16 protein-coding genes and 1 pseudogene are annotated in these 25,974 nt (G+C 61.8%); 5 read left to right on the top strand and 12 right to left on the bottom strand.

What is annotated here, in order from left to right:
* Nucleotides 1-13: 13 nt before the first annotated feature.
* Genes GGQ67_RS02465 through hflK (GGQ67_RS02450) form a run of 4 tightly spaced genes read right to left on the bottom strand, consistent with a single transcriptional unit; the run spans nt 14 to nt 5,695 of the window.
* Complete coding sequence (locus tag GGQ67_RS02465; RefSeq protein WP_183898580.1) at nt 14-2,086, bottom strand: peptidylprolyl isomerase; 2,073 nt, start codon at nt 2,084-2,086, stop codon at nt 14-16.
* A 1-nt stretch (nt 2,087) separates the two neighbouring features.
* Nucleotides 2,088-3,221, bottom strand: coding sequence for an FtsH protease activity modulator HflK (gene hflK / locus GGQ67_RS02460; protein WP_183898579.1), 1,134 nt, complete (start codon nt 3,219-3,221; stop codon nt 2,088-2,090).
* Nucleotides 3,218-4,135 carry a protease modulator HflC gene (gene hflC / locus GGQ67_RS02455; protein ID WP_183898578.1) on the bottom strand — a complete coding sequence of 306 codons (918 nt, stop codon included), beginning with the start codon at nt 4,133-4,135 and terminating at the stop codon, nt 3,218-3,220. The genes hflK (GGQ67_RS02460) and hflC overlap by 4 nt, the downstream gene beginning before the upstream one ends.
* An 18-nt stretch (nt 4,136-4,153) precedes the next feature.
* Nucleotides 4,154-5,695: an FtsH protease activity modulator HflK gene (gene hflK / locus GGQ67_RS02450; RefSeq protein WP_183898577.1), complete on the bottom strand. Its 1,542-nt coding sequence runs from the start codon at nt 5,693-5,695 to the stop codon at nt 4,154-4,156.
* A gap of 276 nt (nt 5,696-5,971) precedes the next feature.
* Here hflK (GGQ67_RS02450) and GGQ67_RS25630 point away from each other — a divergent pair.
* A pseudogene (locus tag GGQ67_RS25630) lies at nt 5,972-6,145 on the top strand (SIP domain-containing protein); the annotation flags it as partial.
* 40 nt (nt 6,146-6,185) lie between these two features.
* Here GGQ67_RS25630 and GGQ67_RS02440 read toward each other — a convergent pair.
* Both GGQ67_RS02440 and scpA read right to left on the bottom strand, forming a co-directional pair.
* Nucleotides 6,186-10,184 carry a hybrid sensor histidine kinase/response regulator gene (locus GGQ67_RS02440; RefSeq protein ID WP_183898576.1) on the bottom strand — a complete coding sequence of 1,333 codons (3,999 nt, stop codon included), beginning with the start codon at nt 10,182-10,184 and terminating at the stop codon, nt 6,186-6,188.
* A 122-nt stretch (nt 10,185-10,306) separates the two neighbouring features.
* The gene (gene scpA / locus GGQ67_RS02435; protein WP_183898575.1) at nt 10,307-12,460 is read right to left on the bottom strand and encodes a methylmalonyl-CoA mutase; all 2,154 of its coding nucleotides are present in this window, start codon (nt 12,458-12,460) and stop codon (nt 10,307-10,309) included.
* Between the two features lie 378 nt (nt 12,461-12,838).
* Between scpA and GGQ67_RS02430 the strand changes: the two genes are divergently transcribed.
* From GGQ67_RS02430 to repC, 4 genes are all read left to right on the top strand, one after another.
* A complete protein-coding gene (locus GGQ67_RS02430) occupies nt 12,839-13,891 on the top strand; it encodes a site-specific integrase (RefSeq protein ID WP_183898574.1) in 1,053 nt (350 codons plus the stop codon).
* Nucleotides 13,892-14,600: 709 nt separating this feature from the next.
* A complete protein-coding gene (repA, locus tag GGQ67_RS02425; RefSeq protein ID WP_183898573.1) occupies nt 14,601-15,779 on the top strand; it encodes a plasmid partitioning protein RepA in 1,179 nt (392 codons plus the stop codon).
* Nucleotides 15,776-16,780, top strand: coding sequence for a plasmid partitioning protein RepB (gene repB / locus GGQ67_RS02420; protein WP_183898572.1), 1,005 nt, complete (start codon nt 15,776-15,778; stop codon nt 16,778-16,780). The genes repA and repB overlap by 4 nt, the downstream gene beginning before the upstream one ends.
* Before the next feature lie 155 nt (nt 16,781-16,935).
* Nucleotides 16,936-18,282 (top strand): plasmid replication protein RepC, encoded by a 1,347-nt coding sequence (repC, locus tag GGQ67_RS02415; protein ID WP_183898868.1) that lies wholly within the window; start codon nt 16,936-16,938, stop codon nt 18,280-18,282.
* A 24-nt stretch (nt 18,283-18,306) separates the two neighbouring features.
* Here repC and GGQ67_RS02410 read toward each other — a convergent pair whose 3' ends face one another.
* The 6 genes from GGQ67_RS02410 to GGQ67_RS02385 form a co-directional block, all read right to left on the bottom strand.
* Complete coding sequence (locus GGQ67_RS02410) at nt 18,307-19,845, bottom strand: SpoVR family protein (RefSeq protein WP_183898571.1); 1,539 nt, start codon at nt 19,843-19,845, stop codon at nt 18,307-18,309.
* Between the two features lie 12 nt (nt 19,846-19,857).
* Nucleotides 19,858-21,177: a YeaH/YhbH family protein gene (locus GGQ67_RS02405; protein ID WP_183898570.1), complete on the bottom strand. Its 1,320-nt coding sequence runs from the start codon at nt 21,175-21,177 to the stop codon at nt 19,858-19,860.
* A 37-nt stretch (nt 21,178-21,214) separates the two neighbouring features.
* Entirely contained in the window at nt 21,215-23,164 is a 1,950-nt protein-coding gene (locus GGQ67_RS02400) for a PrkA family serine protein kinase (protein WP_183898569.1), read from the bottom strand.
* A gap of 362 nt (nt 23,165-23,526) precedes the next feature.
* On the bottom strand, nt 23,527-24,096 hold the full coding sequence (locus GGQ67_RS02395) for a hypothetical protein (protein ID WP_183898568.1): 570 nt from the start codon (nt 24,094-24,096) through the stop codon (nt 23,527-23,529).
* Nucleotides 24,097-24,250: 154 nt separating this feature from the next.
* Nucleotides 24,251-24,589, bottom strand: a complete 339-nt coding sequence (locus tag GGQ67_RS02390) for an arginase family protein (protein ID WP_343056451.1) — start codon at nt 24,587-24,589, stop codon at nt 24,251-24,253.
* A 52-nt stretch (nt 24,590-24,641) separates the two neighbouring features.
* Nucleotides 24,642-25,916, bottom strand: a complete 1,275-nt coding sequence (locus tag GGQ67_RS02385; protein ID WP_281393483.1) for a flavin monoamine oxidase family protein — start codon at nt 25,914-25,916, stop codon at nt 24,642-24,644.
* Nucleotides 25,917-25,974 lie beyond the last annotated feature (58 nt).

Here is a 25,974-nt window from a genome sequence, read left to right as displayed (position 1 = left end):
GTCCTCAAGGCCCTCACTCAACGGCGGCGGCATTCGCGTTCGAAGTCGCGTAAGCCGATAGTACCGTCGGAATGGTCTTGACGTTATACTCTTGCAGCTGCGCCCGGGTGAGTTGGTTTGCCAATTCGCGGTGCCTGCTTTTCAGCAGCGCTTCACTGATCATCGGGCGCGCATCCTTGAAGCTTATGCGTTTGGCTTCCGTCTTCTCCAGCATCTCGATGATATAGATGCTGCCGGCGATCTCGATGGGCGCACTAGGCTTGCCAGGGTCGAGTTTCATGGCGGCCTCGTGGAGAGGATGATCAGCGATGTCGGCAAACGGATTGTTGTTCTCCCCAATCCATCCTTCGAACATGCCCCCATTCGCCCCCGCTTCGGTCGCCTCCGAATAGTCCCGCGCAATATCGGCGAACGTGCCCGCCGACCCGGCAAGCTTTGAATAGGCCTCCTGTGCCCGCCCGCGCGCACGCGCCGCTTCGTCTTCGCTGCCGCCGAGGCCTATCCTCATATAGCGTATCCGCGCTTTGGCAGCAGAGAGGATCTGCATTCTGTTGCGCGCGTAAAAAGCCTCGATCTCGGCTTCGGAGACATCGACCTTGTCGTCGACCTCCTCTTTTTCCCGCATCATCTTCAAAAGGCCGATCCTGGCTTCATCGGACATCGATTTGTTCGTCACATCGACAAGCTTGTCGTATGTCTCGCTCACCAGCAACATCCGATCGATGATGCTGTCGGCGAGCGTCCTCATACCGGCGGCACCGGCGTATTTCGTCCGCCCAGCCTCGGGAAGCTCTCCATATTCCGTGTAGAACTGGGCCAGGGTGTAGCGCTGGCCTTTCAACGTGAAGAGAACCTTGGCACCGTTATCCGCAAACCATTGTTCCTGCTTGCGCCGGCTTGCCTCCACGACAAGGCCCTGCCTTACTTCCTCGAGAGCTTGCTGGCGGGCCGGCCTTAGTTCGATCAACCGGACCACATAAAAGGACTCTCCCGCGCGAAACACGCTTGCCATATCGCCCGGCATCAGCGCGAAGACATTGGCATCCCAGCCCGGCTTCGATTGTCCTTCGGCGATTTCACGCGCGGCCTCGAGGCGCAGGTCGTCATCACGCTCCGCGACCTCCCGGAAAGACGCGCCGCCACGGATACGCAGCAGCACATCGTTTGCCTTGGACTGGCTCGCATCCCCGAAAACCGATATCGGCACCTCGATCTGGTCGACCACGGCGCGCTTCGGCAGCGCGTATCTGGCGGTATCGTCGCGATAGACGGCATCGATCTCGTCCTGGCTCGGCGGCGGTACGTCGAGAAGTTCGAAATTGCGTTCCACCGAGGAATTGCTTCGCAGCCGCTGCAGATAGGCCTCGATATACTCAGGGGCTTTCTTTTCCGCGAGCGTGCGACGGATCTCGTCGCGCACGGTCGCATAGCCGCGACCGTCGAATGTCGGGCGGTTCCCGTCGTAATAGCCGCGGATTTCGCTCTCCGTGACGACGATATCCTTTTCCTGGATCTGCTTGGACAGCGTATCGAGCCCAAGCTTTTCGTCCGCATGCTGCACGGCATGCTGGAAGGTCGCGTCCGTGTCCGGTTTGCGTTGCGACGCCCACTCGAGGACGAGCTTGTCCGAGATCATTTCCTCGACCATCAGCAGCAATTGCGCGGACGAGCGCTTCACCTCGTTCTGGCGCGCCGGCGGCAGCACCTTGAGATGCTCCTCCATATCAGCAACGGTGATTTCTCCACCGTCGAAGGTTGCCACGACATCGGAAAGCGAGGGTTTGGCAGGCGGCACGAAGTAGGGGATGAGAATCCAGGCCGCTATGGAAATGAGGATGACGCAAACGACCGCGGTGAAGGCCAGCACCGGCAGGATTTTGGCATCGTGCTTTTCGGAATCGGGCGCCTTCGCACCCGTCAACGGCGGCTGATCCGGTGTGGAACCATCATTCTCGGCCGCAGCCGTAACCGCATCTGTTTGGCGGTCGTCGTCACCCGTTCGTTCAGCGCCGGCTTTTCCGCTCGCCTGACCAAAACGCAGGCTCGCCAGCAGATCCGCCCAAACCTGACTCCAGCCCTGTGCCATGTTACCTCTGATTCCTTCGTATCGACGGCGCGTTCTTGGCGGCATCGCCGGACAGTCTCAAATTGAATTTGCCGCCCCTGGACGTATCGACCGTATAGACCTGTACCCGCGGCATGATCTTCTCGATGGTTTCCAAATACATGCGATAGCGGGTTACATCGGCGCCGTTGGCCGCGGCGTTCCTGCGATATTCGGACAGAACCGATTGGAAGGCATCAGCACCGCCATTGGCCCTGGCCAGCACATCGGAGCGATAGGCCTCGGCATCAGCCTTGATCTGCTGCGCCTGGCCGCGCGCCTCGGGGATGAGGCTGTTCGCATATCCGCGCGCCTCGTTGATCACGCGGGCCCGCTCCTCGCGCGCCGTATTGACCGCCGTGAACGCGTCGGCGACATCGGCGGGCGGGAAGGCCTTCTGGAGATCGATGCCGACGATGACGAGTCCGCTGCGATATTCATCGAGCTGCCGCTGTGTCTCCTCGCGAATGGCTTCCTGCAGCGACTGTCTGCCGCTTGTCAGCAACGCGTCGACAGGCAGGTTGGTAACACGCCGGGTGACCGCCGCTCGCAGCGTGTCGCGCACGATGCGGTAAGGCGCGTAGCGGATGTTGAACAGATAGTCGGCGGGGCTGCGGACCTGATACTGGACGATGACCTCGACATCCACGACGTTGGTGTCCCCCGACAGCGTCTGCATTTTCGACAGCGGCTCGGGATGCAGATGTTCCTCTTCCGGCAATACCACGCCGACCTGCTCACGCCGGATGTTGCTGACATTGACGATATCGACCTGATCGATCGGCCAGGGCATGCGATAGTGCAGACCCGGTTCGACGCGGGGCAGGATGATCTCGCCGAACCGACGCACGACCGCCGCCTCGCCGGGCGCCACGGAATAGACGCCGGTCGAAACATAGGTCACAAGCGCGATCGCCAGCGCGCCCCAGAGGACCAGGGCCGGGCGGATGTGACCAAGCGCCGTGCGCAGGTCGGACAGCGGCGATTCAGGATTGGTGGCGAACCATTGCAGAAAACGCAGAACAGCTCCCGTGACGCCGCCGCGTCGCGCGCGCTCCGCATCCGGCGAAGCGGCGTCCGCGTCCGCCCTGTCCGTCCCGACGCCTTCCCCGGTCATGGCCGCGTCTCCGTCGTCGGCGTTGCCGTGGTTCCCAGCGCGCTGCGCGGGTCGAGATAGCGCAGCAGTTCCGAATCCGACGGCAGGATCAGCGTCGTGCCTTCATCGATGAATTTGCCGTAGGATTCGAGCGTTCGGGAGAACCTGTAGAATTCCTTGTCCTTGCCGAAAGCCTCCGCATAGATGCGGATCGCGTCGGCATCGGCGCGTCCTCGTGCTTCCGCCGCCGACTGGTTGGCGGTTGCGAGGATTCCTGCCTTTTCGGCATCGGCGGAGGCCCGGATCTTGGCCGCCTCCTCCGTGCCTTCGGAGCGGAACTGCCGGGCGATCGCTTCACGTTCGGAGCGCATGCGCTGGAACACGCTGGTCAGGTTTGCCTGCGGAAATGTCAGTTCCTTCAACTGCACATCGACGACGGTGAAACCATAGGGCTCCGTGCGGGATGCCGCTCTCTGGCGAACGGTCGCGAGCGTGTCGGGCAGGCGCACCTGCGCGGGATCGACCGTCACCAGGAGACTGAGATCGACCTGTCCCAGCGCCGCGCCGATTTCCGACCGGATGATATCGTTGAGCCGGACGTCGGCGGATTGCAGATCTCGGACGTTTTTCAGGAAGGCAAGAGCATCGGTCACTTCCCAGGTCGCATAGGCCTCGGCGACGATATTCTTCTTGTCGCCACTGAGAAATTCCGTGCGCGGCAGATTGTAGACCTGCACCTGCTTGCTGATCTTGACGACACTCTGGAACGGGTCGGGCAGCTTCGCATAAAGGCCGGGGGCGGTGACGACGCGGACGGGATTTCCGAACTGCGTGACAACCGCGTTTTCCGTGGTGTCGACCTGGAAGAAGACCAGGCTGACCGCCAGAAATCCGAAAGCCAGGAGGCCGAGTGCGAATATGCGAAAAAGCTTCATAAAAGGAAATCCCGATGGTTACGGCGCCGGCGGAAACGGCTGCATGCCGGCCGGCCGGCCAAGCCACAGATCCGTCGTTTCCGGCGAAACCCGTGGGTCGAGGATCAGCTTGTAGGCTCCGGCGAGCGCTTTTTCCGCTGCCTCCAGATAGAGACGCTGGCGTGTGATGTCAGGCGCCGCGGCGTAGGCGGCCTGGCGGGACAGGAAACTCGCCGTTTCGCCGGTGGCCGCCGCCGTCCGGCTGGCCGTGTAGGCCGCTGCCGCCTGAATGGTCTTGTTGCCCTCGCCCCGCGCCAGCGGGACCACTTCGTTGCGATAGGCCAGCGCCTCGTTGACGAACGTGTTGCGGTCTTCGCGGGCGCTCGCGACATCGCGGAACGCCTCCGCGACTTCCGGCGGCGGCGCGCTCTCGAGCAACTGCACGCCGACGATGCGAAGACCGGAACGGTTGCGGTCCAGCACGATCTGCATCGCCTCCGCCGTGCGTTTCTCGATCGCCGCCTTGTCGAGCGTCAAAAGCAGATCGACGGCCTCGCTGGCGACGACCTGCCGCAGGGTGGCGGTGCCCGCCTGCATGACGAGATCCGCGGGATTGGCGACATTGAGCACGAATGCCACCGGATCGCTGACGACGAAATGCAGGCTAGCGCGGACCGAAACGAGGTTCTCGTCGCCGGAGAGCATCTGCATCTGCGGCATCACCATGCGGCGAACCTGATCGACGGCCACGATATCGACACGCTCCAGCGGCGCCGGCAGACGATAATGAAGGCCGGGGTCGTTCTGTTCGATGACCTGTCCGAAGCGCCTGACGACCGCCCTTTCTCCGGGCAATATGACGTAGAAGCCCGAAAGCATGTAGATCATCACGAGGAGAACACCGACGATCGGCCCGTAGGCGCGCCACCAGCCGCGTTGTGGCATATGCGAATGGCCAGCTTCACCTTCGATATCGACCCGACGGTGCTGTCTCAGAGCCGTAATGGCGGAAGCTGCGACCTGATAGCCCGACAGGAAAATCATCACCGCGACAATGGCCGCCGCCGCCTTGTCGAGGTTCGGCAGGCCGAGCGCCGCTCCGGCAAGGCCGGTGACAACGACGATGGAGGCGTAGATGTCGATCTGCGAATGATAGCCGCTGGCCGTCAGAGCCGGCGAGTTCGTCTGCCGGCCGACGTAGAGCTTGTAGCGCGCCACGACATAGGTGATCACCACGGTCAGCATCGATGCCAGTGTGATCGTCGTAATGTTGCGCAACTCGACCGGCGCGTCGTTGAGCACATCGCGGACGATGTCGAGCCCGACGTAGAAGATCGCCACGGAGATCGCGATGGCGGTCCAGTTCTCAACAGTTCCCGATCTGCCGCCGGCCTTGACTTCCCGGCGGCTGATGAACAGGCCGACGAGAACGAAGACACTGATTGCGACATCCGTCAGCGAGTGAAGCGCGCTGGAGCGCAAGGAGAGGCTGCCCGATGCCGACGCCAGCCAGAACTTCAGAAGTACGAGCAAGCCGTTGATCAGGATCGTCAGGAATATCGTGCGTTCCTTACGGTTCATCGTTCATCGAACCTCTCGCGGGAAGCCCGCTTTCTGAGGACAGGCAGTCGCTGACATGGCCGCAGCCTTACTCGACTTCAAAAGATGTCCTCGTGAACTCAACTCTCCGCAATCACAGACCGAAGCGGTTGCGGACGAGGCGCGGTATGACAGAACCCGCGAAAAGTCAAAAATCAATTGCGTGATTTCCGCCAGTGCGACAGTTTGCCATCCTAATTCTACGGTGTCGATCGACCGCGGAATAGGTATCGCGAGCGCTCCGAAGCCGCCACGGCGCTTGATGAAATCATCCTCGAACATCTCGCACGGATCGACCCCAAGGGGCTTTGCCTGTGGCTCGGATGCGAGGCCTCGGCCGCTGGCCGAATTCGCAAGTTCATGCGGACAGAGCAACGTTTTCGAAACGTCGACCAACTCATCGTCGGCTACTGGCGCCGAACACCCTCCTGACCGCGTCAGTGTCCGAGCGACGATGACAGGCGTGCCCATCCTAGCTCTCGCCGCTGACGCTCTCCAACGCCTTCCTCAACTCGTCCAGTCCGTGTGGCTTCGTGAGCAGGACGGTCCTGGAAGGATCGTCCATGTCAGGCATCTTCTCCGAACCTGTCGCGAAAACGATGCCGATCTCCGGCCAACGCTTGCGAACCTCACGGCAGAAATCGTCTCCGGACATTCCCGGCAGCCCAAGGTCAGTCACCAGAACGTCGGTATTCCCGGCCTCCAGCAGAGGAAGCGCCTCCTCGGCGGACTCGGCTTCGAGGACCTCGTTTCCGAGTTCAGCCAGCATATCCGCGGTCGCCATCCTGATCAGCGCGTTGTCCTCGACCAGAACGACCCGAAGAACCTGCGACGTGGACCGCGGGACAGGCGCGGGCACGGCTGAAATGGACGCGTCCTTTCGGCGCTCGACGTTCTTCTGCGTTTCGTCGATGACATGCCGGATCTTGCGGGCGAGCGCCTCGCGTGTGTAGGGCTTGGACAGCAGCTGCACGCCGGGATCGAGCCTGCCGCCGTGAACGATGGAGTTTTCGGTGTATCCGGAGGTGAACAGCACTGCGAGGCCGGGCAGGCGCTCCTTCGCCTTCTTCGCCATTTCGCTGCTTTTCAGCGGGCCGGGCATGACGACATCGGTGAAGAGCATGTCGATGTGGATGCCGCTTTCGATGACCGAGAGAGCGGCGGAAGCATCGCCGGCCTTGAGAACACGGTAGCCGAGCTCCTGCAGCATTTCGACCACCGTCGTGCGCACGCCCTCATCATCCTCGGCAACGAGAATGGTCTCGGGCCCGCCCTCGACGGGCGCATGCGGGTCGACGACCTGCAGGTCTTCCTGCTGATGCGACCGTGGCAAATACATCTTCACCGTCGTTCCGTGCCCGACCTCGCTGTAGATCTTGACGTGCCCACCCGACTGCCGGACGAAACCGTAGACCATCGAGAGGCCAAGCCCGGTTCCCTTTCCTTCCGCCTTCGTCGAGAAGAAGGGCTCGAACACCTTGTCGATGAGATCGGGAGAGATGCCGGCTCCGGTATCCGTCACCGAGATCGACACATACTGGCCGGGCACGACATCCTGATGCTGCCTTGCATAAGCGTCGTCGACGTAGGCGTTGCCGGCCTCGATCGTCAGATTGCCGAAACCCTCCATCGCGTCGCGGGCATTGATCGCGAGATTGAGGAGCGCGTTTTCGATCTGCATCGGGTCGACGAGCGTGTTCCACAGCCCGCCCGAGACCACCGTTTCCACTTCCACGCCTTCGCCGATCGTGCGCCGGATCATCTCGTCCATCCCGCGGATGAGCCTGCCGGCATTGACCACGCGCGGATCGAGCGCCTGGCGTCGGCCGAAGGCCAGAAGCTGGGCCGCGAGCTTTGCGCCGCGCTCCACGCCGGCAAGCGCGTTGGTGATCTTGCGCTGCGCCTTGTCGTTGCCGACGACATCGCGTGCTAACAGCTGGAGATTGCCCGCGACGACCTGCAGGAGATTGTTGAAATCGTGGGCGACGCCGCCGGTGAGATTGCCGATCGCTTCCATCTTCTGGGCCTGCTGCAGGGCGAGCTCCGTGTTTCGCAACGCGATCGCCGCTTCGCGCTCTTCCGTCACGTCGCGGCCGACCGCGTGAATGGACGCGTCATAGGGAACCGCGGTCCAGGAAATGGTGCGATAGCTCTTATTCTTAGCCTGGTAACGATTTTCGAAGGAGAAGGTCGTTGCGCCCTCGCTGAGCTTGCCGATTTCGGCAAGCGTCGTCGCCATGTCCTCGGGATGGATGAAATCGAGGAAAGACTGGTCGATGAGTTCGCTCTCCTCCCAGCCGAATACGGTCTTCCATGCCGGATTGACTGCCGTGATCCTGGCTTCGAAATCGGCGACCAGCATGATGTCGGTCGATAGCCGCCACATCCGGTCTCGGTCGGCCGTGCGCTCGGCGACGCGCTGCTCGAGCGTTTCGTTCAGCGCCTCGAGTTTGGCGCGCGTTTCCCTCTGGTCCTCGATGTCGGTGTTCGTGCCGATCCAACGGAAGACACGGCCGTCCTCGTCGCGCGACGGCACCGCGCGGGCGATATGCCATCGATAGGAACCATCGGCGCGGCGTAACCGCAGGTCCGTCTCGTAGGCCTCACCGGACGACAAGGCGGACCGCCAGCGGTCGGCCATGGCGGTGAAATCGTCGGGATGGACGATCTTGGTCCAGGCGCCACCGTCGAGTTCGCCGGCTGCGGCACCGGCATATTCATAGACGCGCTCGTTGAACCAGTCGAGCTGTCCGTCGGGACGCGCCGTCCAGACATGGTTGGGGATAGCCTGGGCAAGCGCGCGGAAGCGTGCCTCGCTCTCCCTCAGTTCGCGCTGGGCCTTGCGCCGATCCGTTACGTCCTGGACGACACCCACGAAACGCAGCGGCTTGCCGCTCGCGTCGCGCTCGAATTCCCCCTTGCGGGCGATGACCCGCTTCTGGCCGTTGTCGGCGCGACGGATGCGATATTCGACGTTCAATGGTGCGGCGCCCGCCGCCCGCGTCCGTGTGTTGGAGCCGATGTCGCGGTCTTCCTCGACGATCAGTCCTTCCAGCGTTTCGATCCGGACGTCGCCGGCATCTTCGCATCCGTAGATCTTGCAGAATTCCGGTGTGGCGTTGAGAACGTTGGTTTCGAGATCGAGCGAGAAGACGCCGACACCGCCCGCTTCCTGCGCCCGACGCAGCCGCGCCTCGGCGTCGCTCAGCGCCTGCGCCGTCAGGTGTTCTTCCGTGCGGTCGCGCAGAACCTTGACCAGGCCGACCGGCGTTCCATCCTCGTCGCGGATGGGGCGGATCTCGCCATTGGCCCAGAAACGTTCGCCGGATTTGCGCAGGTGCCACCGGTCGTGATGGGCGTTGCCTTGCCTCAGTGCCGCCGCCATCGCCTCGCTTGCCTTGTCGACCGCACGGTCCTCGGGCGTGAAAAGCAGTTGCCAATGCTTGCCGACGACCTCGCCCTCGGTCCAGCCAAAGATGCGGCGCGCGCCCTCGTTCCAGCGCAGGATGATCCCATCCAGATCAAGGGCGAGAATGGCGTAGTCGATGGCGCCGTCCATGATCTGCCGGCTCTGTCGTTCGGCTTCGCGCAGTCTGTCCTCGGCCGCGACGCGGTCGGTGACGTCGGAACCCTGGACGAAGACGCCGACGACCCTGCCGTCAGGTTCCGTCATCGGCTGGTAGACCAGATCGACATATTTTCGTTCGACCGGATCGTCGGGTGTTGCCTGCAGATCGACCGGCAGCGCCCGTCCCTCATAGGCGACGCCCGAGCTGTAGACCTGATCGAGGAGTTCGTAATAGCCCTGCCCGCGAAGCTCCGGAAGCGCATCGCGCACCGACATGCCGACGACATCGCGGCCACCGACCAGCTGGCGATAGGCGGCGTTGGTCAGTTCGAAGACGTGATCGGGGCCATGCATCATGGCAACGAAGCCGGGCGTCTGCTCGAACATGCGCCGCAGCCGCTCCTGCTCGCCACTGCGCCAGCGCTCGGCTGCCACCTTGGCGGTCGTCTCGACCACGATCGCGATCACCCCGCAAGGGCGGCCGTCCTCGTCCATGACCGGTGAATAGTCGAGGTTCATGAAGACCTGTTCGGCCTTGCCCGTCCGGAACAGCGTCAGTTCCTGGTCCTGATAGGCCAGCGTCTTGCCCGCCAGCCCGACCTTCATGACATTGTCGTTGAAATCGGCGACCTCGGGCCAGCCTTCGCGAACCTTCGACCCCAGAAGCTGCGGATGCCGCCCGCCCGCGAAGATCGAATAAGCGTCATTGTAGATCATGACGCCGTCTTCGCCCCAGAGTGTCACGATCGGCACCGGGGACTGCAAAATGGTCGATGCCGTGACCTTCACGGCGTTCGGCCAAAGCGAAGGAGGGCCGAGAGAAGTCTTCTCCCAGTCGAAGCCACGGATAAGCCGGGCGAGCTCGCCGTCATGGGCGAGAAAATCGAATTCATCAGGTGTCATGGACTTCGCCGGTTGTTCCCGCCAGTTATGTAGCGGAAACATCGACTTGGGGAAGTGGGGCCGAGCGGAACCCAGCGCTTTATATTAGCGGTCGAACGCGGCGACAGGAGAAAACGATCACTTCACTGGTTTCGGCGTTTGCCTTCCAAGAGGTCGAGCACCGAATTGGCGGCATCCATGACATTCGTCCCGGGCCCGAACACAGCCGCGACGCCGTGGTCCGTGAGGAAGGCGTAATCCTGCCGCGGAATGACCCCGCCGACCACGACGATGACGTGCTCGGCACCCTTCGCCTTCAGCGCATCGATCAGCTGCGGCGCCAGCGTCTTGTGCCCGGCGGCCAATGACGACATCCCCACCACATGCACCTTACTTGTGATCGCGAGGGCGGCTGCCTCCTCGGGCGTCTGGAACAGCGGACCCGCCAGCACATCGAAGCCGATGTCGCCGAAGGCCGAGGCGATGACTTTGGCGCCGCGATCATGTCCATCCTGCCCAAGCTTGGCGACCATGATTTTCGGCGCCCCGCCCAGCGCTTCGGAGATGGCCGTCATCCGCGTGCGCAGCTGCCGCAGTTCCGGCTCATCGCTATAGGCATCGCCATAGACGTGTCTGACGACCTCGGGCTCGGCCGTGTGATCGCCGAAGACGCCGCGCATCGCATCCGAGATTTCGCCGACGCTGGCGCGCGCGCGCGCCGCTTCCACCGCCGCCTCGAGCAGATTGCCCTTCCCGCTCCGCGCCACCTCGCGCAACCCGTCCAGCGTTTCCGCCACCTTGGCCGGGTCGCGGCGGCGCCTGGTGTCTTCGAGCCGCTTGATCTGCGAAGCCCGCACGGCGGTGTTGTCGATATCGAGGATGTCGATCGGCTCCTCGTTTTCCAGCCGGTACTTGTTGACGCCGACGATGATCTCGTCGCCCTTGTCGACCGCCGCCTGCCGGCGCGTGGCCGCCTCCTCGATCAACCGCTTCGGCAGTCCCTCGTTGACGGCCTTCGTCATCCCCCCCAGCGCCTCGACCTCGTCGATCAGCGCCCAGGCCTTTTCGGCAAGCTCGTTCGTCAGGCTCTCGACATAGTAGGAGCCGGCCAGCGGATCGACCACCTTGGTCACGCCCGTCTCGTGTTGCAGGATGAGCTGGGTGTTGCGGGCGATGCGCGACGAGAATTCGGTGGGAAGCGCGATCGCCTCGTCAAACGAATTTGTGTGCAGCGACTGCGTGCCGCCGAGCACGGCCGACATCGCCTCGAAGGCGGTGCGGATGATGTTGTTATAGGGGTCCTGCTCCTGCAGCGAGACGCCGGACGTCTGGCAGTGTGTGCGCAGCATCAGCGACGACGCCTTCTTCGGCGCGAACTCCTCCATGATCCGCGTCCACAGCAGGCGCGCGGCGCGCAGCTTGGCGGCCTCCATGAAGAAGTTCATGCCGATCGCGAAGAAGAAAGACAGGCGGCCGGCGAACTCGTCGACATCGAGCCCCTTGTCGATCGCCGCCCGCGCATATTCGCGTCCGTCGGCTAGCGTGAAGGCGAGCTCCTGCACCAGCGTCGCACCGGCCTCCTGCATGTGATAGCCGGAAATCGAGATCGAATTGAAGCGCGGCATCTCCCTGGACGTGAACTCGATGATGTCGGCCACGATCCGCATCGAGGGTTCGGGCGGGTAGATGTAGGTGTTGCGGACCATGAACTCCTTGAGGATGTCGTTCTGGATGGTTCCCGAGAGCGCGGCGCGCGATACGCCCTGCTCTTCGCCGGCGACGATGAAATTCGCAAGGATCGGAATGACCGCGCCATTCATCGTCATCGACACGGAGACCTTGTCCAGCGGAATGCCGTCGAACAGGATCTTCATGTCCTCGACGCTGTCGATCGCCACGCCGGCCTTGCCGACATCGCCTTCGACGCGCGGGTGGTCACTGTCGTAGCCGCGATGGGTGGCGAGATCGAAGGCCACGGAGACGCCCTGCTGACCTGATGCCAGTGCCTTGCGATAAAACGCGTTCGATGCCTCGGCGGTCGAGAAGCCGGCATATTGCCGGATCGTCCAGGGCCGACCCGCATACATGGTGGCGCGCGGACCACGCGTGAACGGCGCGAACCCGGGCAGTGAGCCGGGCTGCGAAACAGCGTCCAGATCGCTTTCGGTGTAGAGCGGCTTGACGTCTATCCCCTCGGGCGTTTTCCACACGAGCGTGTCGGGCGAAGCTCGAAGCTCCTTTTCGGCCAGCGCCCGCCAGTCCCCCAACGTCTTCTCCCCAGGCGTCCTCTTCGTCATCTCAAAGCTCCGCATTCTTCTTTTGCTATAGGCTAGCATTTTATCCGTGCCCGATGCGAGGGCGGCGCGCGAGAATAAGATGGCGGCTCGCATTGATGGGGATTTCAGGGCCAGACGATTGTCAAATCACCCTGATATCGCTATGTTGGCTTCCATGATGAAGGTGCGAAAGGCGCGGTTTTTAGAGAAAATTCATCATACTCAAGACGTTGTTTTCAAGATGGAAACACCACGTTATTGAAGCTAAATCAGCCTTTTCTTTCCTGACTCATATCGCCGGTTTCCAGCCCCTGTTCGGGTTCGTTATCGATAGTGATGGATGTCGAGTCGCAAAGTCGATATGGTGGCGATATCTCCCCGCCGAACGATCGACACGAAATGCCGAAATCTCCCCCGATAGCCTCGAATACGCTCGACGAAGCGGTCCTGCGCCGCGCGGAGACGCTCGACGCGCTGGACAGTATCTTTCCGTTCGAACGCCGCGACCGGCTGGCGCAACTGCTGACGGACAAGGACGCCGAAACGCTGAAACGGCTGATCGAGGGCGGCGCGCCCGAGAATAGCATCCGGGCGCTCGCCGCCGACCTCGGCTATCTCCAGGCCTGGAGCCTCGCCACCACCGGCGGCACCCTGCCCTGGCCGGCGCCGGAGGCTCTGGTGCAAGTCTTCATGTCCCAGCACCTGACGAGCGCCGCCTCGGCATCAACCGAGGGAGACGGCGGCATGCCCCAACCGGTCGAACAGGAGATGCGCCGCCAAGCGATTCTGAAAGGCGCCCTCCCCCATGCGCCATCGACGGTGCGCCGACGGCTCGCCAGCTGGGCGACGTTGACGCGCGCACGCGATCTCAGCGGACCGTTTGCCGGCGCGTCGATCAAGCAGGCATTCAAGCGGGCCGAACATGCCAGCCGGCGCTCGCCGACGAGAATGAGCGCGACCGACGTCACCGACGACATCCTCGCCCGGCTTCTGTCGACCTGCAAGCGAGACGGCTTGGTCGGCTGCCGCGATCGGGCGATCCTGCTTCTATTGGCGGCATCAGGCGGACGGCGACGCGCGGAGGTCGCCAATCTGCGTTTCGACGATGTGTCGATTGACGGTCGAACGGACAGTCCCGGGAAGCGCAGGCGCGCGGTTCATCTGACGGTGGAGATCGGTCGGCCGGGAAGCAGCGAACAGCTGAGCCTCCCCGGCGATACCGCCAAGGCGCTTCTGACGTGGATCGAGGAAGCCGGGATCAGCGGCGGTCCGGTTTTCCGCAAGATCGATCAGTGGGGCAATGTCTCGCGGCGAACGCTGACGCCACAGTCGGTCAACTTGATCGTGAAGGCGAGGGCGAAGAAGGCGGGCCTCGATCCGACGCTCATCTCCGCGCAGGGGCTGCGATCGGCCTCGTCGGCGCGGACGCGCGACAAGGCTGCGGCTGATTGAGAGCAGGCGCCGGCGGACGGCCGCAGAGCGTGGTGGCCGATGAGGGATCGCGGCCGTGACCGGACTCGTCGAGCGACGCGCGCCTTGACCTTGCGTCGACACCTCTCGACCGCCTCTTGAAATTCGCGGACCGCCGCATCATCTGTCGTTCACTGCCCGTATCGATAGCCTGCAACGCCTGCCTTGAAGCAGGCCTGCTTTCGCTGTCCGGGAATGAAAGGGCGCTCCTCGATCGAGTTGAGCGCCCTTTCTGTTTTTCGGCGCAACTCCCCGAGCAGCCGGCCGAACTCCACCGGCGCGGCGCGCCCGATCCCGCAAATCCAAATCAGCTGTTCGCAATCGACGACCGGGCGAGACGAGCATCCCGACCCGTGTTATCATCGCGGGCGCAAGGGCTCGTCCCAAGCCTTTGGCACCTCGCCTCAGATAGCCGGCCAGGCATGGAGCGCCGTCTACAGCATCGCCTTGTCGAAAGGCCAAGATAGGAATGTTCCCCGCGGGGAACCGCTGCACCCCGGCAACCCCGGGAGCGGCCAAATCCGCGTTCCCCGCGGGGAACTGGCCAATTTGCAGCCAAATGCGAATCGCGCTACTTCTTCAACTACGCAAAAAGGGCGAATTATCGTTTTTTCGCGAAACAACAGGCGGGTTAACTCACCATTAACCATCTCGGCGCTTAGGTTATTGAAACCGAATTGAGGGTAGAATCGTGAACCGGCACTTGAGCAGCCTCGACTTCATGCAGAGCTTTTCCAGCAAACTGGAATTGGCCCTGCAAAACCTATCGATGGCACAGTATCCACCCGACGCCCGTAGAGAAATGCGGAAGTTCACGTCGTCGGAAGTCGCATCGCTTCTCGATGTCTCCGAAGCCTATATCCGCCAGATCGTCGTGAAGGAAAAAGGCCCCGCGCCGGAAACGACGGCCAATGGCCGCCGCATGTACTCGCTGGAGCAGATCCTCGAACTGCGCATGACGCTGGCCGAGAAGGGCCGCAAGAAGTGGATGAACCCGCGCCGTGTTGAAGGTGAAGCCTGTCAGGTTCTCGCCGTCACCAATTTCAAAGGCGGCTCGAGCAAGACCTCGACCACGATTCATCTCGGCCACTATCTTGCTCTCAAGGGCTACCGCGTCCTCGCCGTCGATCTCGACCCGCAGGCATCGCTGACCAGCCTTCACGGCAACCTGCCTGATTTCAATCCGCGCGAAGACGAGACGCTCTATGCCGCGATCCGCTTCGAGGATCCGAAGCCGACGCGCTCGCTTATTCACCAGACCCACATCGCCGGCTTCGACGTCATCTGCGCCGGTCTCGATCTCACCGAGTTCGAAACCGCGGTCGCTCTCGAAATGCGCAAGAGCGGCGGCACCAGCTTCCTGCTGCGAGTCTCGCAGGCGCTCGAGCAGGTCGCCGACGACTATGACGTAATCCTGATGGATTCGGCACCGTCGCTGAACTTCCTGACGCTGTCGTCGCTCACCGCCGCGACCGCCGTCATCATTCCGGTACCGGCGCATATGCTGGATGTCGATTCCACCGGAAAGTTCCTGGAGCTCGCATCCTCCTACATGCAGATCCTGAGCGACATGGGCGCTTCGGCGCAGTGGGATTTCGCGAAGTTTCTCGTCACCAAGTTCGAAGCCAACGATCACCCGCAGGCCAACATGACCGCGCTAATGCGTCAGGTCTTCGGCGATGATCTGTTGCTGAACATGGTGACGAAATCCACGGCCGTTGCCGATGCGCTGACCTGGAAGCAGAGCCTGTACGAAGTGCAGCGCTCCCGGTTCTCGGCGCCGAAGACCTACGACCGTGCCATGGAATCGATCAACGCCTCGAACGCCGAGATCGAAAAACTACTCTGGAATGCATGGGGGCGTGAATGAGCCGCAAAGACTCTCGGGGCATGTTCGCCAATGTGCTCGGTCAGCTCGACCAGCCAGCGGCGACACCGCCGCAGGCCAAGACGACATCGCCGCATCTCTTGAAGGTAGCCGCCGGCGTGCGCCAGATTCAGGAGAAGGGCGAGGTTCTCGATCGTCTGCTGAAGGATGGCGACCATATAATCGACGTCGATGCCGATGACGTAGCACCCTCGACCATTCCCGATCGCTTCGACGGCGCTTATGACGATAGCGCCATCGAGGATATAGCCGCATCGATCAGCGAGCGCGGCCAGATCGTGCCGGGCCTGATCCGTCCCTTCAAGAATGGCCCCAAGCCTTACCAGATCGTCTTCGGTCGCCGCCGTTTGGCAGCCGCCAAGAAGCTCGGCCTGAAGTTCCGCGCCATCGTTCGCGAGCTCACGGATGAAGAAGCGATCGTCTTCCAGGGCGAAGAGAACGCCAACCGCAACGATCTGTCCTTCATCGAGAAGTGCGCCTTCGCGCTGTCGCAGGAGCAGGCCGGATACAAGCGCGACATCATTTCGGCGTCGCTGGCAACCGGCAAGTCGCATATCTCGGAAATGCTGCGCATCGCATCCGCCGTTCCGCGTGCCACCATGCTGGTCATCGGGTCTGCGCCGGATATCGGTCGTCGCCGCTGGATCGAGTTCGTCGATATATTCCTGGCGCGTCCCGATGCCGCCGAATGCGTGGAAGAGGCTCTCTCGGAGGTCAAGCGCAGTTCGGAGACCGATCGCTTCGCTCTGGCGCTTGCGGCCCTGAAGACCGCTGCCGCCAAGCCCGCCGCTATAGAGACGCCGCAGACAGCCGAGATCCGTGCCAACGGCTTTCTCCTGGCAACCGTCAGCTACCCGAAATCAGGTCCGCGCATCAGCTTCACCAAGGCGGTGCCGACCAGTTTCGTCGATTTTCTGAATGATCGCATGGAGACGCTTCACGGCGAATTCCTGCAGTCCGTAGACAACAAGAACAAAGGATAACGCCGCAAAAGAAAAAAGCCCCCGGACGTTGCCGTCGCGGAAGCTCTTCTCATTGGTTTAGCAGCTAGAGAATCGCATTTCCTCGAATCACTGTCAAGCATCTTTGGCACCGTTTTGGTGGACGAATTTCTTTTGCCTTGAAAAAGGTGAAGGTGATGGAAGGCCAATTTGTAACGACGCCCTTTGGGCGGCGAGCGATGTCGCTTGGCATGCTCGCAAATCAGGTCAGAGCCCAGCAGATCAAGCCGGGATATTCGATCGATAAATGGAAGCTCTACCGTTCCCTGTGCGAGGCCAAGCCCTTGCTCGGTGTCACGGACCGCGCGCTCGCCGTCTTGAATGCGCTTCTGAGCTTCTATCCTCAGAACGAGCTGTCCGAAGAAAGCGGGCTGGTGGTGTTTCCCTCCAACGCCCAGCTGTCCCTGCGCTCTCACGGCATGGCCGAACAGACCATCCGTCGCCATCTGGCAGCGCTTGTCGATGCAGGTCTTTTGACCCGCAAGGACAGCCCGAACGGAAAGCGCTATGCGCGCAAGGACCGCTCCGGCTCCATTCGCGACGCGTTCGGCTTTTCGCTTGCACCTCTGCTTGCGCGCGCCGAGGAGATCGAGCATCTGGCGGCAAAGGTGATTGCGGAGAAATTGTACGTCCAGCATCTGCGCGAGCAGATCAGCCTGTTTCGCCGGGATATAGCCAAGCTGATCGAAGCCGCGATCGCCGACCAGGTTCCGGGCGAATGGGCCGCGACCTTCAACGAGTTTCGCGACATTGTCGAAAGCGTTCCGCGCGCTCCAACGACCACCGAGCTGGAAGTTGTTTGCGATCTGATCGAACGTTTGCGCCTGAAAGTGCTTAACCATCTGGATCTACAACTAAAATTGCAAAATTTGAGCGCCAATCCCTATCAAACTGAGCGCCACATACAGAATTCCAATTCCGAATCTATTCTTGATTCTGAAGCGCCTGCCCAAATCGCGAACGAGCAACATGCGGGAGGACATAACGTCGAGCGAGATCGAGAGGATGCACACGATGCGTCTCCTCGCGGATCTGTCTCGGTCTCCATTCCGTCGTTGCCTGAACCTACCATGGTCGGCTCGGATGACAGAGCTGCGACGGTCGAATCAAAGGCTGGGGATAACCGGGGGTCGGAACTGAAATCCTTCCCGCTTGGTCTCGTGCTGCAGGCATGCCCCGATATCGCGGCCTATGGGCCCGGTGGCGGCATCAGAAGCTGGCGAGACCTCATCAGCGCCGCGTCCGTCGTCAAATCGATGCTGGGGGTGACACCGTCGGCCTATCACGACGCCTGCACCATCATGGGCTACGACAACGCCGCGACCGTCATCGCCTGCATCCTCCAGCGCGCTACCAAGATCAACTCCGCGGGCGGTTATCTGAGGGATCTGACGCGACGCACGGAGAAAGGTGAGTTCGCGATCGGGCCAATGCTCATGTCGCTCGTCAGGAGCAATGGAGAGCCTGTCACGCTGCAAAGCTGAGAGCGATGCCGTCCTCGGTGGCACTCACCCCGTCGAATGATCGTACAAGACGTTGCCGGTCGCGCCATCGACGCCGGAGAGGCCGACCTCGTATCCCCAGAGATGACGGATATGGGTGAGCGTCTCGTTCCGGCTGGTCTCTTCGAGAAGAAGACCGTCATTGACCGTGTGCTTCAGCCGAAGCCTGCGGTCGCCGAGGAGATCGACGTCGACGACCTGGATATCGGGCTGCCTGGCGCTGACATCGTAGCTGCGTGCGAGTGCCGAGCGGATTTCCGCGTAGCCGCGCTCGTCGTGGATCGAGGAGACCTCGCAGAACTTGTCGGCCGCCATGTCGGACAGCCTGAAGAGCCGGAATTTGCGGATTACGGTCGGGCTCAGATATTGCAGGATGAAGGATTCATCGCGGTGGTTCGCCCATGCGTCGCGCAGCGTGCCCATCGGATCTCGGTTGCCGGCCATGGATGGAAACCAGTCCCGGTCCTCGTCGGTCGGCTGCGTGCAGATGCGTTCGATGTCCTGCATCATCGCGAAACCGAGCGCGTAAGGGTTGATGCCCGAAAAACGGGGGTCGTCGAAGCCGGGCTGGAAGACGACGTTGGAGTGGCTGCTCAAGAGCTCCAGCATGTTGCCTTCGCTGATCTTGCCCTGATCGAACAGCCGATTGATGATCGTGTAGTGAACGTAGGTGGCGCACCCCTCGTTCATCACCTTGGTCTGCCGCTGCGGGTAAAAGTATTGGGCGATGATGCGCACGATCCGAAGCAGTTCGCGCTGCCAGGGCTCCAGGATCAGGCTGTGCTTCTCGATGAAGTAGAGAAGATTCTCCTCCGGCAGGTTGAGCGCCTTCTTGCGTTCGGAGGCATTGCGCTCCGCCTCGTGCGGGTCACGGCTGTCGGCGGAAGAGGGCAGGGTGCGCCAGAGATCGCTATAGGTCTGCTCCTCGTATTCCAATCGTTCACGCGCTCTTTCGCGCACCTTTTCGGAGGAGAGGCGGGGAGGGCGGCGGTAGCGGAAGACACCATTGTCCATCAGCGCGTGGGCTGAATCGAGTATTGCTTCTACAGCCTCCGTGCCGTGCCGCTCCTCGCACTTGGCGATATACTTCTTGGCGAAGTCCATATAGCCGAGGATGGCGCCGGCATCGGTCCACTGGCGGAACAGGTAGTTGTTCTTGAAGAAATGGTTGTGCCCGAAGGAGGCGTGCGCGATGACCAGCGTCTGCATGGCCATCGTGTTTTCCTCCATCAGATAGGCGATGCAGGGGTTGGAGTTGATGACGATCTCGTATGCCAGTCCCCTGTGGCCCTTGCGATAGAGACTGTCCTCGTAGATGAACCGCTTGCCGAAGGACCAGTGCTGGTACATCAATGGCATGCCGACCGAGGAATAGGCATCGAGCATCTGTTCCGACGAGATGATCTCCAGCTGGTTCGGATAGATATCGAGCTCCATCTCGCCGATCGCGATATCCTGGATGGCGTCGTGGACGATCGACAGGGTCGCGAAATTCCAGTCGGAGCCTTCAAACAAGAGCTCGGAACTCTCCGCTCGTTTCGCCATATCCGTATTCCCTCAGTTACGCGTACGCGCGCCGGCTTGCCGGGTGAAGAGCTTGCGAAAGACTGGATAGATGTTGCCCGGTCTTGCGATGCGGGCCATGTGGAAGTTCGGGACCTCGCCCTCGACGGTTCGGTAGGCGCGCCACAGCGAGGTGCCGTTGTCGGTGGCGCCGAAAATCTCCGTCTCTCGCTCGTCGATGATCTCGACATAGGCGTAATACTGGCAAAGCCGCATCAGGTCGCCGCGCAGGAGCGCCGCGCATCGCTCGGAATCGCCGCTGCTGTTGTCGCCGTCCGAGGCCTGCGCCGCGTAGATGTTCCACATGTCGGACGGATAGCGCGCCTCGATGATCCGCTGCATTTCCTCAAGCGCTGTCGAGACCACCGTGCCGCCGCTTTGCTTGCTGTAGAAAAATGTCTCCTCGTCGACCTCATGCGCCTCGTCCGTGTGCCGGATGAAGATGATGTCGATCCGGCCGTAGCGGCGCTTGAGGAAGAGGTGCAGAAGCACGAAGAAGCGTTTGGCGAGATCCTTCTCGCGCTCGCCCATCGAAGCCGATACGTCCATCAGGCAGAACATGACGGCGTTGGCGTTCGGCACCGGCTGCCGCTCGAAACGGTTGAAGCGAACGTCGACGGGATCGACGTAGGAAATCCGCCGCCGCCGGCGCTCAAGCGTTGTAAGCTCGTCGCGCAGGGCCGTCAGTTTGCGGCGGGTCTCGGCCGATAATGGGGTCTCGGCCTCGAGTGCCGCGATCTCGTCGGTGATGAGCTTCACCTGCCTCTCGCTCGGCCGCTGCAGCGCCATGCGCCGGCCGAAGCTGTTGCGCATCGTGCGGCCGATATTGATGTTGGTGGGGGAGCCGGAGGTCGTGAAGCCGACGCGGTGCGGCTTGAATGTCACCGTTTCCTTCAGGCTCAACTTGACCAGATCGGGCAGTTCGAGATCCTCGAAGAAGAGATCGAGCACCTCCTCGCGCGACAGGATGAACTGAAAATCGTCATCGCTTCCGCCGCCGCCCGCACCATGCCCGCCACCGCCGCCCGCGCCGCCATCCGGCTTCGAGATCCGGTCGCCCGCGGAAAACTCCTTGTTTCCCGGCAGAACATGTTCCCGATTGCCTGATGTGGGCGAGGAACGGAAGGTCGGCTCGCCGGCACCACGCGCCGGCATGGGGACGCCATGGGCGGCATCGACATCCGCTATCTTGTCGGATTTGATCTGATCCTTGATCGCCCGCTTCAGCTCGTCGCGGGCGCGCTTCAGGAATCGTTGCCGGTTGCCGAGGCTCTTGTCCTTCGGGTTAAGCCGGCGATCGATGAAATTCGGCATGCGCCAATCCCTCGCTTTGGCTCCGGTTTTGGCATCGTCAACCGGCCTTGTTCACCCGCATGTACCAATCGACCAGTCGGCGGACCTGGCGTGCCGTATAGCCACGCTCGATCATCCGCTGAACGAATTCGTCATGCTGCTTTTCGGTCGAACTGTCCTTCTTGGAGCCGAAGCTGATGACGGGCAGCAGATCCTCGACCTGACCGAACATCCGCTTTTCGATCACCTCGCGCAGTTTTTCGTAGCTTGTCCATGCCGGATTGCGGCCGCCGTTGCGCGCCCTTGCCCGCAGCGTGAATTTCACCACCTCGTTGCGGAAATCCTTGGGATTGGCTATGCCGGCGGGCTTTTCGATCTGCGAGAGCTCACTGTCCAGGATTTCGCGGTTCAGGATTTGCCCGGTATCGGCATCCTTGAAATCCTGGTCCTCCAGCCAGGCATCCGCATAGGATATGTAGCGGTCGAAGAGGTTTTGGCCATATTCGCTGTAGGATTCGAGATAGGCCTTCTGGATCTCGTGGCCGATGAACTCGGCATAGCGGGTGGCGATCTCCGATTTGATGAAGTCGAGATAATTCGCCTCCATTTCCTTCGGAAACTGCTCGCGCTTGATCGCCTGCTCGAGGATGTACATCAGATGCACCGGATCGGCGGCGACCTCCTTGGTGTCATAGTTGAAGGTCTCCGACAGCACCTTGAAGGCAAAGCGGGTGCTGATGCCGTGCATTCCTTCGTCGACGCCGGCAACGTCGCGGTATTCCTGCACGGACTTCGCCTTGGGATCGGTGTCCTTCAGGTTCTCGCCGTCATAGACGCGCATCTTGGTGTAGAGCGGCGAATTCTCGTGGCGGATGAGGCGGGTCGCTACCGTGAAGCGGCTCAGATTCTCCAGCACTTCAGGCGCGCAGGCGCTCTTTGCGAGTTCGCTTTCGCGCAGCAGCTTCTCGTAGATCTGCCGTTCCTCCGTCACGCGCAGGCAATAGGGCACCTTGACGACAAGGATGCGGTCGAGGAATGCCTCGTTGTTGCGGTTGTTCTTGAACTGCTGCCACTCGGATTCGTTGGAGTGGGCGACGACGATGCCCTGATAGGGGAAGGCGCCGAAGCTTTCGGTGCCGTTGTAGCTTCCCTCCTGTGTCGCCGTCAGCAGTGGGTGGAGCACCTTGATCGGCGCCTTGAACATTTCGACGAATTCGAGCAACCCCTGCGTCGTGCGGTTGAGGCCGCCGCTGTAGGAATAGGCGTCGGGGTCGGCCTGGCTGTAGTTTTCGAGCTGGCGGATATCGACCTTGCCGACCAGCGCCGAGACGTCCTGGTTGTTCTCGTCACCCGGTTCGGTCTTGGCGATAGCGATCTGGCGCAGCCTTGAAGGCATCAGCTTGACGACGCTGAAGCGCGAGATGTCGCCGCCGATCTCGTCGAGCCGCTTGGTGGCCCAAGGGGAAATCAGCCCGGTGAGGCGGCGCCTGGCAATGCCGTATTTGTCTTCCAGAAGATCGGACATCCGCTCCGGCTGGAAGAGGCCCAGCGGTGATTCGAAAACCGGGCTCACCTGTCCGTCGATCGCCAGCGTGTAGATCGGAAAACGCTCCATCAGCTTCTTCAGCCGTTCGGCGAGAGACGATTTGCCGCCGCCGACGGGCCCGAGGAGATAGAGGATCTGCTTGCGTTCCTCGAGACCTTGCGCGGCATATCTGAAATAGCCGACGATCCTTTCGATCGTGTCTTCCATTCCATAGAAATCGGCGAAGGCGGGATAAATCTTGACGGTGCGGTTGGAGAAGATGCGGCCTAGTCGCTCATCGGCGCTGGTGTCGATCAGTTTAGGTTCGCCGATGGCTTCCACCATGCGTTCCTGCGCGGTGGCGTATAGTCGTTTGTCATCGCGGCAGGCCAGGAGATATTCCTGGAGACTTAGCTCTTCTTGCGCGGCGTTCGTATAGATCTCCGAAAACAGATCGAATACGTCGCTTTCGCTCTTCTGCATCTTTGCTCTCCCGCGGCCGGTTGAATGAGGACGGGATCGCTACGTGTCGGCTCGCGAGATAGAACGCGTCAGACTATTTTATTACAATGCGCTTACGAAGTTCGGGACAGTCTGTAGCCGATAGCCGCGATACTCGTCAGACTCACATTATGCAGCCGCCGCGTCATATCGCCAAGGGCGCAGATAGGATTTCACTCTTTTTTGCACGGTATGTGACAAATCTCGCCTATGCACAAAAAAAGGGCCGCCGAGCGACCCTTTTTCGTTGCTTTGCGCTGACGTTCAGTTCGGCAGAGCGTAGGCGATGACGTAGTCGCCACGGGTCGGCGATGCCGGTTCGGCTTACCGTGCTTCGCGTTCCGTCAGAACGGGTTTGTCGTGGCGCTTTCGACCTTGGCCGGCCTCTTGTCCGACAGTCGCTCGATGCAGGCCGCATAGGTCGCATGCATGGGATAGATGCGCGATGTCGGAATGACCCAGTCGGGTTCGTTGCCCTGGAACGAGACATTGATGTCCGCCATTCCACTCAGCGCGGCGCGAATGATCGCCTGCACGCCGCCGGCGTTCTTGTTTCCGGGCAAGCTCCAGACGCGCAGGCTTTTGCTGTCGGCGCCGATGGCGGGCACATCCATGGTGTTGCTTTTGCCCGTGACCGATACCTGCGTGGAGAGCTTGTCCGGCAGCGTCCATGCGTCATTCCTGATGATCCAGGATGCGTCCTTGAGGCTTTCCCGGAATTCGACGGTCTTTCCCGTCATGCTGTCCCAGACCAGCGAGCAGTAGGGCTCGCCGCCGTTGTTGACGTAGCCGATCGACCACTGGCGGGACGATCCGATCCACTCCTCGGTGCCGTTGGCAACCAGCGGCGCGCCGGCGCTGAAAACAGCGGCGGCAAGAACAACTCTTGCAGAAAGAACGGCGAACGGTCTCATTTTTCCGTACCTCGGCGCAACGCGGCATAGCGCTCGGGGAGCGCCCCTTGATCCGTTCTTGTCGCACGAACAGGTTTCAAACCGGTGAATCGCCAGACGTGCAGCGGCAACTCCGCGACACGCCAGGGTGTCACGGAAGGACACACAGTATCTCTTATAGCAGATTGGCCGCGATCAGCGCCGTGTTGCCCGACGGGTCGAACGGCGGCGACACCTCCACCAGATCGCCGCCGACGAGGTGCAGTCCGGCGCAACCGATGGTGATTTCGAGCGCCTGCCATGTCGTGAGATCATCGATCTCGACCGTTCCCGTGCCCGGGGCGAACCCCGGATCGAGGTTGTCGATGTCGTAGGTCAGATAGACCGGCGTCGAGTCGATCTTCGTCCTGATCTCTTCCATCAAGGGCTTCAGCGATTTGCCCCAGCGGTCCTCTGCCTGAATGACAGTCCAGCGCTTGCCGCCGAGCGGCTGGTTGAACCTGTGATCCGGCATGGCTTCGGCCTCGCCTGATCGCAATGGATATGTGGTGGGTGCTGTCTGGGCGCTACGGCGTTTCCTGAAGGGCGGCGAGGACCTCGCGCGCGGCGCGCTCGCCGCTTTGCAGCGCGCCGTGGGCGGTCGAGAAGTCGGTCGTATGGGTCGCTTCGCCGGCGAAGAACACACGCTGGTCCAGAGACCCGGCGAGCGTGAGACGGGCGTCGGAATGGCCCGGCAGAGCGTGGCTGTAGGCGCCGCCGATCGAGACTGTCCTGCTCCAATCCGACGCGACGAGCGGGCGGAGATTGCGCCTTATGTCGCTGCCGAACAGACGGACGAGCTGATCCGTCGCACGCGCGAACGCGTCTTCCTGGCCTTTTTCCGCCACGGCGCGCGCGCCGGCGCCGCCGAGGTAGCATTCGATGACGGGCTGACCGAAGGGGCGGATATAGTAGCTGCCGGTCGATGCATCGCGCGGGTCGCCGATAAGATGCGTCTCGTCCTCGAAGGGCGCCTGGCCGGTGATCTCGAGGAACAGCTTCTCGTTCGCGCCAAGCGGCAAGCGCATCGCCGCGGCTCGCCACGCATCGAATGCCGATGGCCAGCGAATGGTGTCTCCGGCAAGGACATTGGTGGAGACGGTGACGGTGAGTGCGCGGGCACGCACGGTGCCCGCGGATGTCTTGACCTCGATGCGATGTCCGTCGAGCCCGATGGCTTCGACGGGCGTCGAGAGCTTCACCATCGCCTCAGCGGGCATGGCGGCGCCGACGAGCGCGCCATAGCCTGTCTGGACGCGCCAGTTGATCGATGTCGAGGCTTCGTTGTAGGCGGCGTAGTCCTTGCAGGAAATGCGCTCGAGTTCGTCGCCGCTGATATACCCGCTGAGCGCTTGCAGATAGCTTGTCCAGCCATCGGCCGGGTCCAGCGCATCGGCGGCGACATCCGACGGGGGAGGGGTCGTCGAGACGCGCTCCGTCCACCGTTCGAAGGCGAGATGGGCGGCGTCGCGTTCATGCGGCGCAAAGCCGAGATCGCGAAACTGCCCGCCCCAGGCGGATGGCTGGCGATCGACGGTGATGCCGATCTCGCCGGCGATGCGGGTCCAGGGATTTCGATCGCCGGAGTGAAGCCAGCCGCAGCCGAGATCGACGACGTTTCCCCCCACCTTGGCCGTCGAGGCGCGGCCGCCGGTGCGGGAGAGAGCCTCGAGCACAAGCGTCTTCAGACCGGCTTTGACGAGTGTTCGGGCCGCACCCGTGCCAGCCGCACCGGCGCCGATGACCACGACATCGGGTTCTTCCATCATCGACATTGCCTGGGCGACTTTCCTTGCGGTCAACTGAATACGAACGTCTTCGCCACATGCTCCATAAAATGGCTTGTCGATCAATGCCGTT

Origin of the sequence: Rhizobium metallidurans, assembly GCF_014196505.1 — a bacterium.
GTDB classification, from domain to species: domain Bacteria; phylum Pseudomonadota; class Alphaproteobacteria; order Rhizobiales; family Rhizobiaceae; genus Rhizobium; species Rhizobium metallidurans.
The sequence above is the reverse complement of the archived record's forward strand: the minus strand, read 5'-3'. Positions and strand labels throughout refer to the sequence as shown.

Bases quoted from the DNA above. Each gene is read 5' to 3' on its own strand.
- hflK (WP_183898577.1), bottom strand. From the start codon at position 5,695: ATGAACCGTAAGGAACGCACGATATTCCTGACGATCCTGATCAACGGC.
- GGQ67_RS02390 (WP_343056451.1), bottom strand. From the start codon at position 24,589: ATGCCGGATCACAGGTTCAACCAGCCGCTCGGCGGCAAGCGCTGGACT.
- hflK (WP_183898579.1), bottom strand. From the start codon at position 3,221: ATGACCGGGGAAGGCGTCGGGACGGACAGGGCGGACGCGGACGCCGCT.
- GGQ67_RS02430 (WP_183898574.1), top strand. From the start codon at position 12,839: ATGCCGAAATCTCCCCCGATAGCCTCGAATACGCTCGACGAAGCGGTC.
- GGQ67_RS02465 (WP_183898580.1), bottom strand. From the start codon at position 2,086: ATGGCACAGGGCTGGAGTCAGGTTTGGGCGGATCTGCTGGCGAGCCTG.
- scpA (WP_183898575.1), bottom strand. From the start codon at position 12,460: ATGACGAAGAGGACGCCTGGGGAGAAGACGTTGGGGGACTGGCGGGCG.
- GGQ67_RS02395 (WP_183898568.1), bottom strand. From the start codon at position 24,096: ATGAGACCGTTCGCCGTTCTTTCTGCAAGAGTTGTTCTTGCCGCCGCT.
- hflC (WP_183898578.1), bottom strand. From the start codon at position 4,135: ATGAAGCTTTTTCGCATATTCGCACTCGGCCTCCTGGCTTTCGGATTT.
- GGQ67_RS02410 (WP_183898571.1), bottom strand. From the start codon at position 19,845: ATGGCGAAACGAGCGGAGAGTTCCGAGCTCTTGTTTGAAGGCTCCGAC.
- GGQ67_RS02405 (WP_183898570.1), bottom strand. From the start codon at position 21,177: ATGCCGAATTTCATCGATCGCCGGCTTAACCCGAAGGACAAGAGCCTC.
- repB (WP_183898572.1), top strand. From the start codon at position 15,776: ATGAGCCGCAAAGACTCTCGGGGCATGTTCGCCAATGTGCTCGGTCAG.
- GGQ67_RS02440 (WP_183898576.1), bottom strand. From the start codon at position 10,184: ATGACACCTGATGAATTCGATTTTCTCGCCCATGACGGCGAGCTCGCC.
- repC (WP_183898868.1), top strand. From the start codon at position 16,936: ATGGAAGGCCAATTTGTAACGACGCCCTTTGGGCGGCGAGCGATGTCG.
- GGQ67_RS02400 (WP_183898569.1), bottom strand. From the start codon at position 23,164: ATGCAGAAGAGCGAAAGCGACGTATTCGATCTGTTTTCGGAGATCTAT.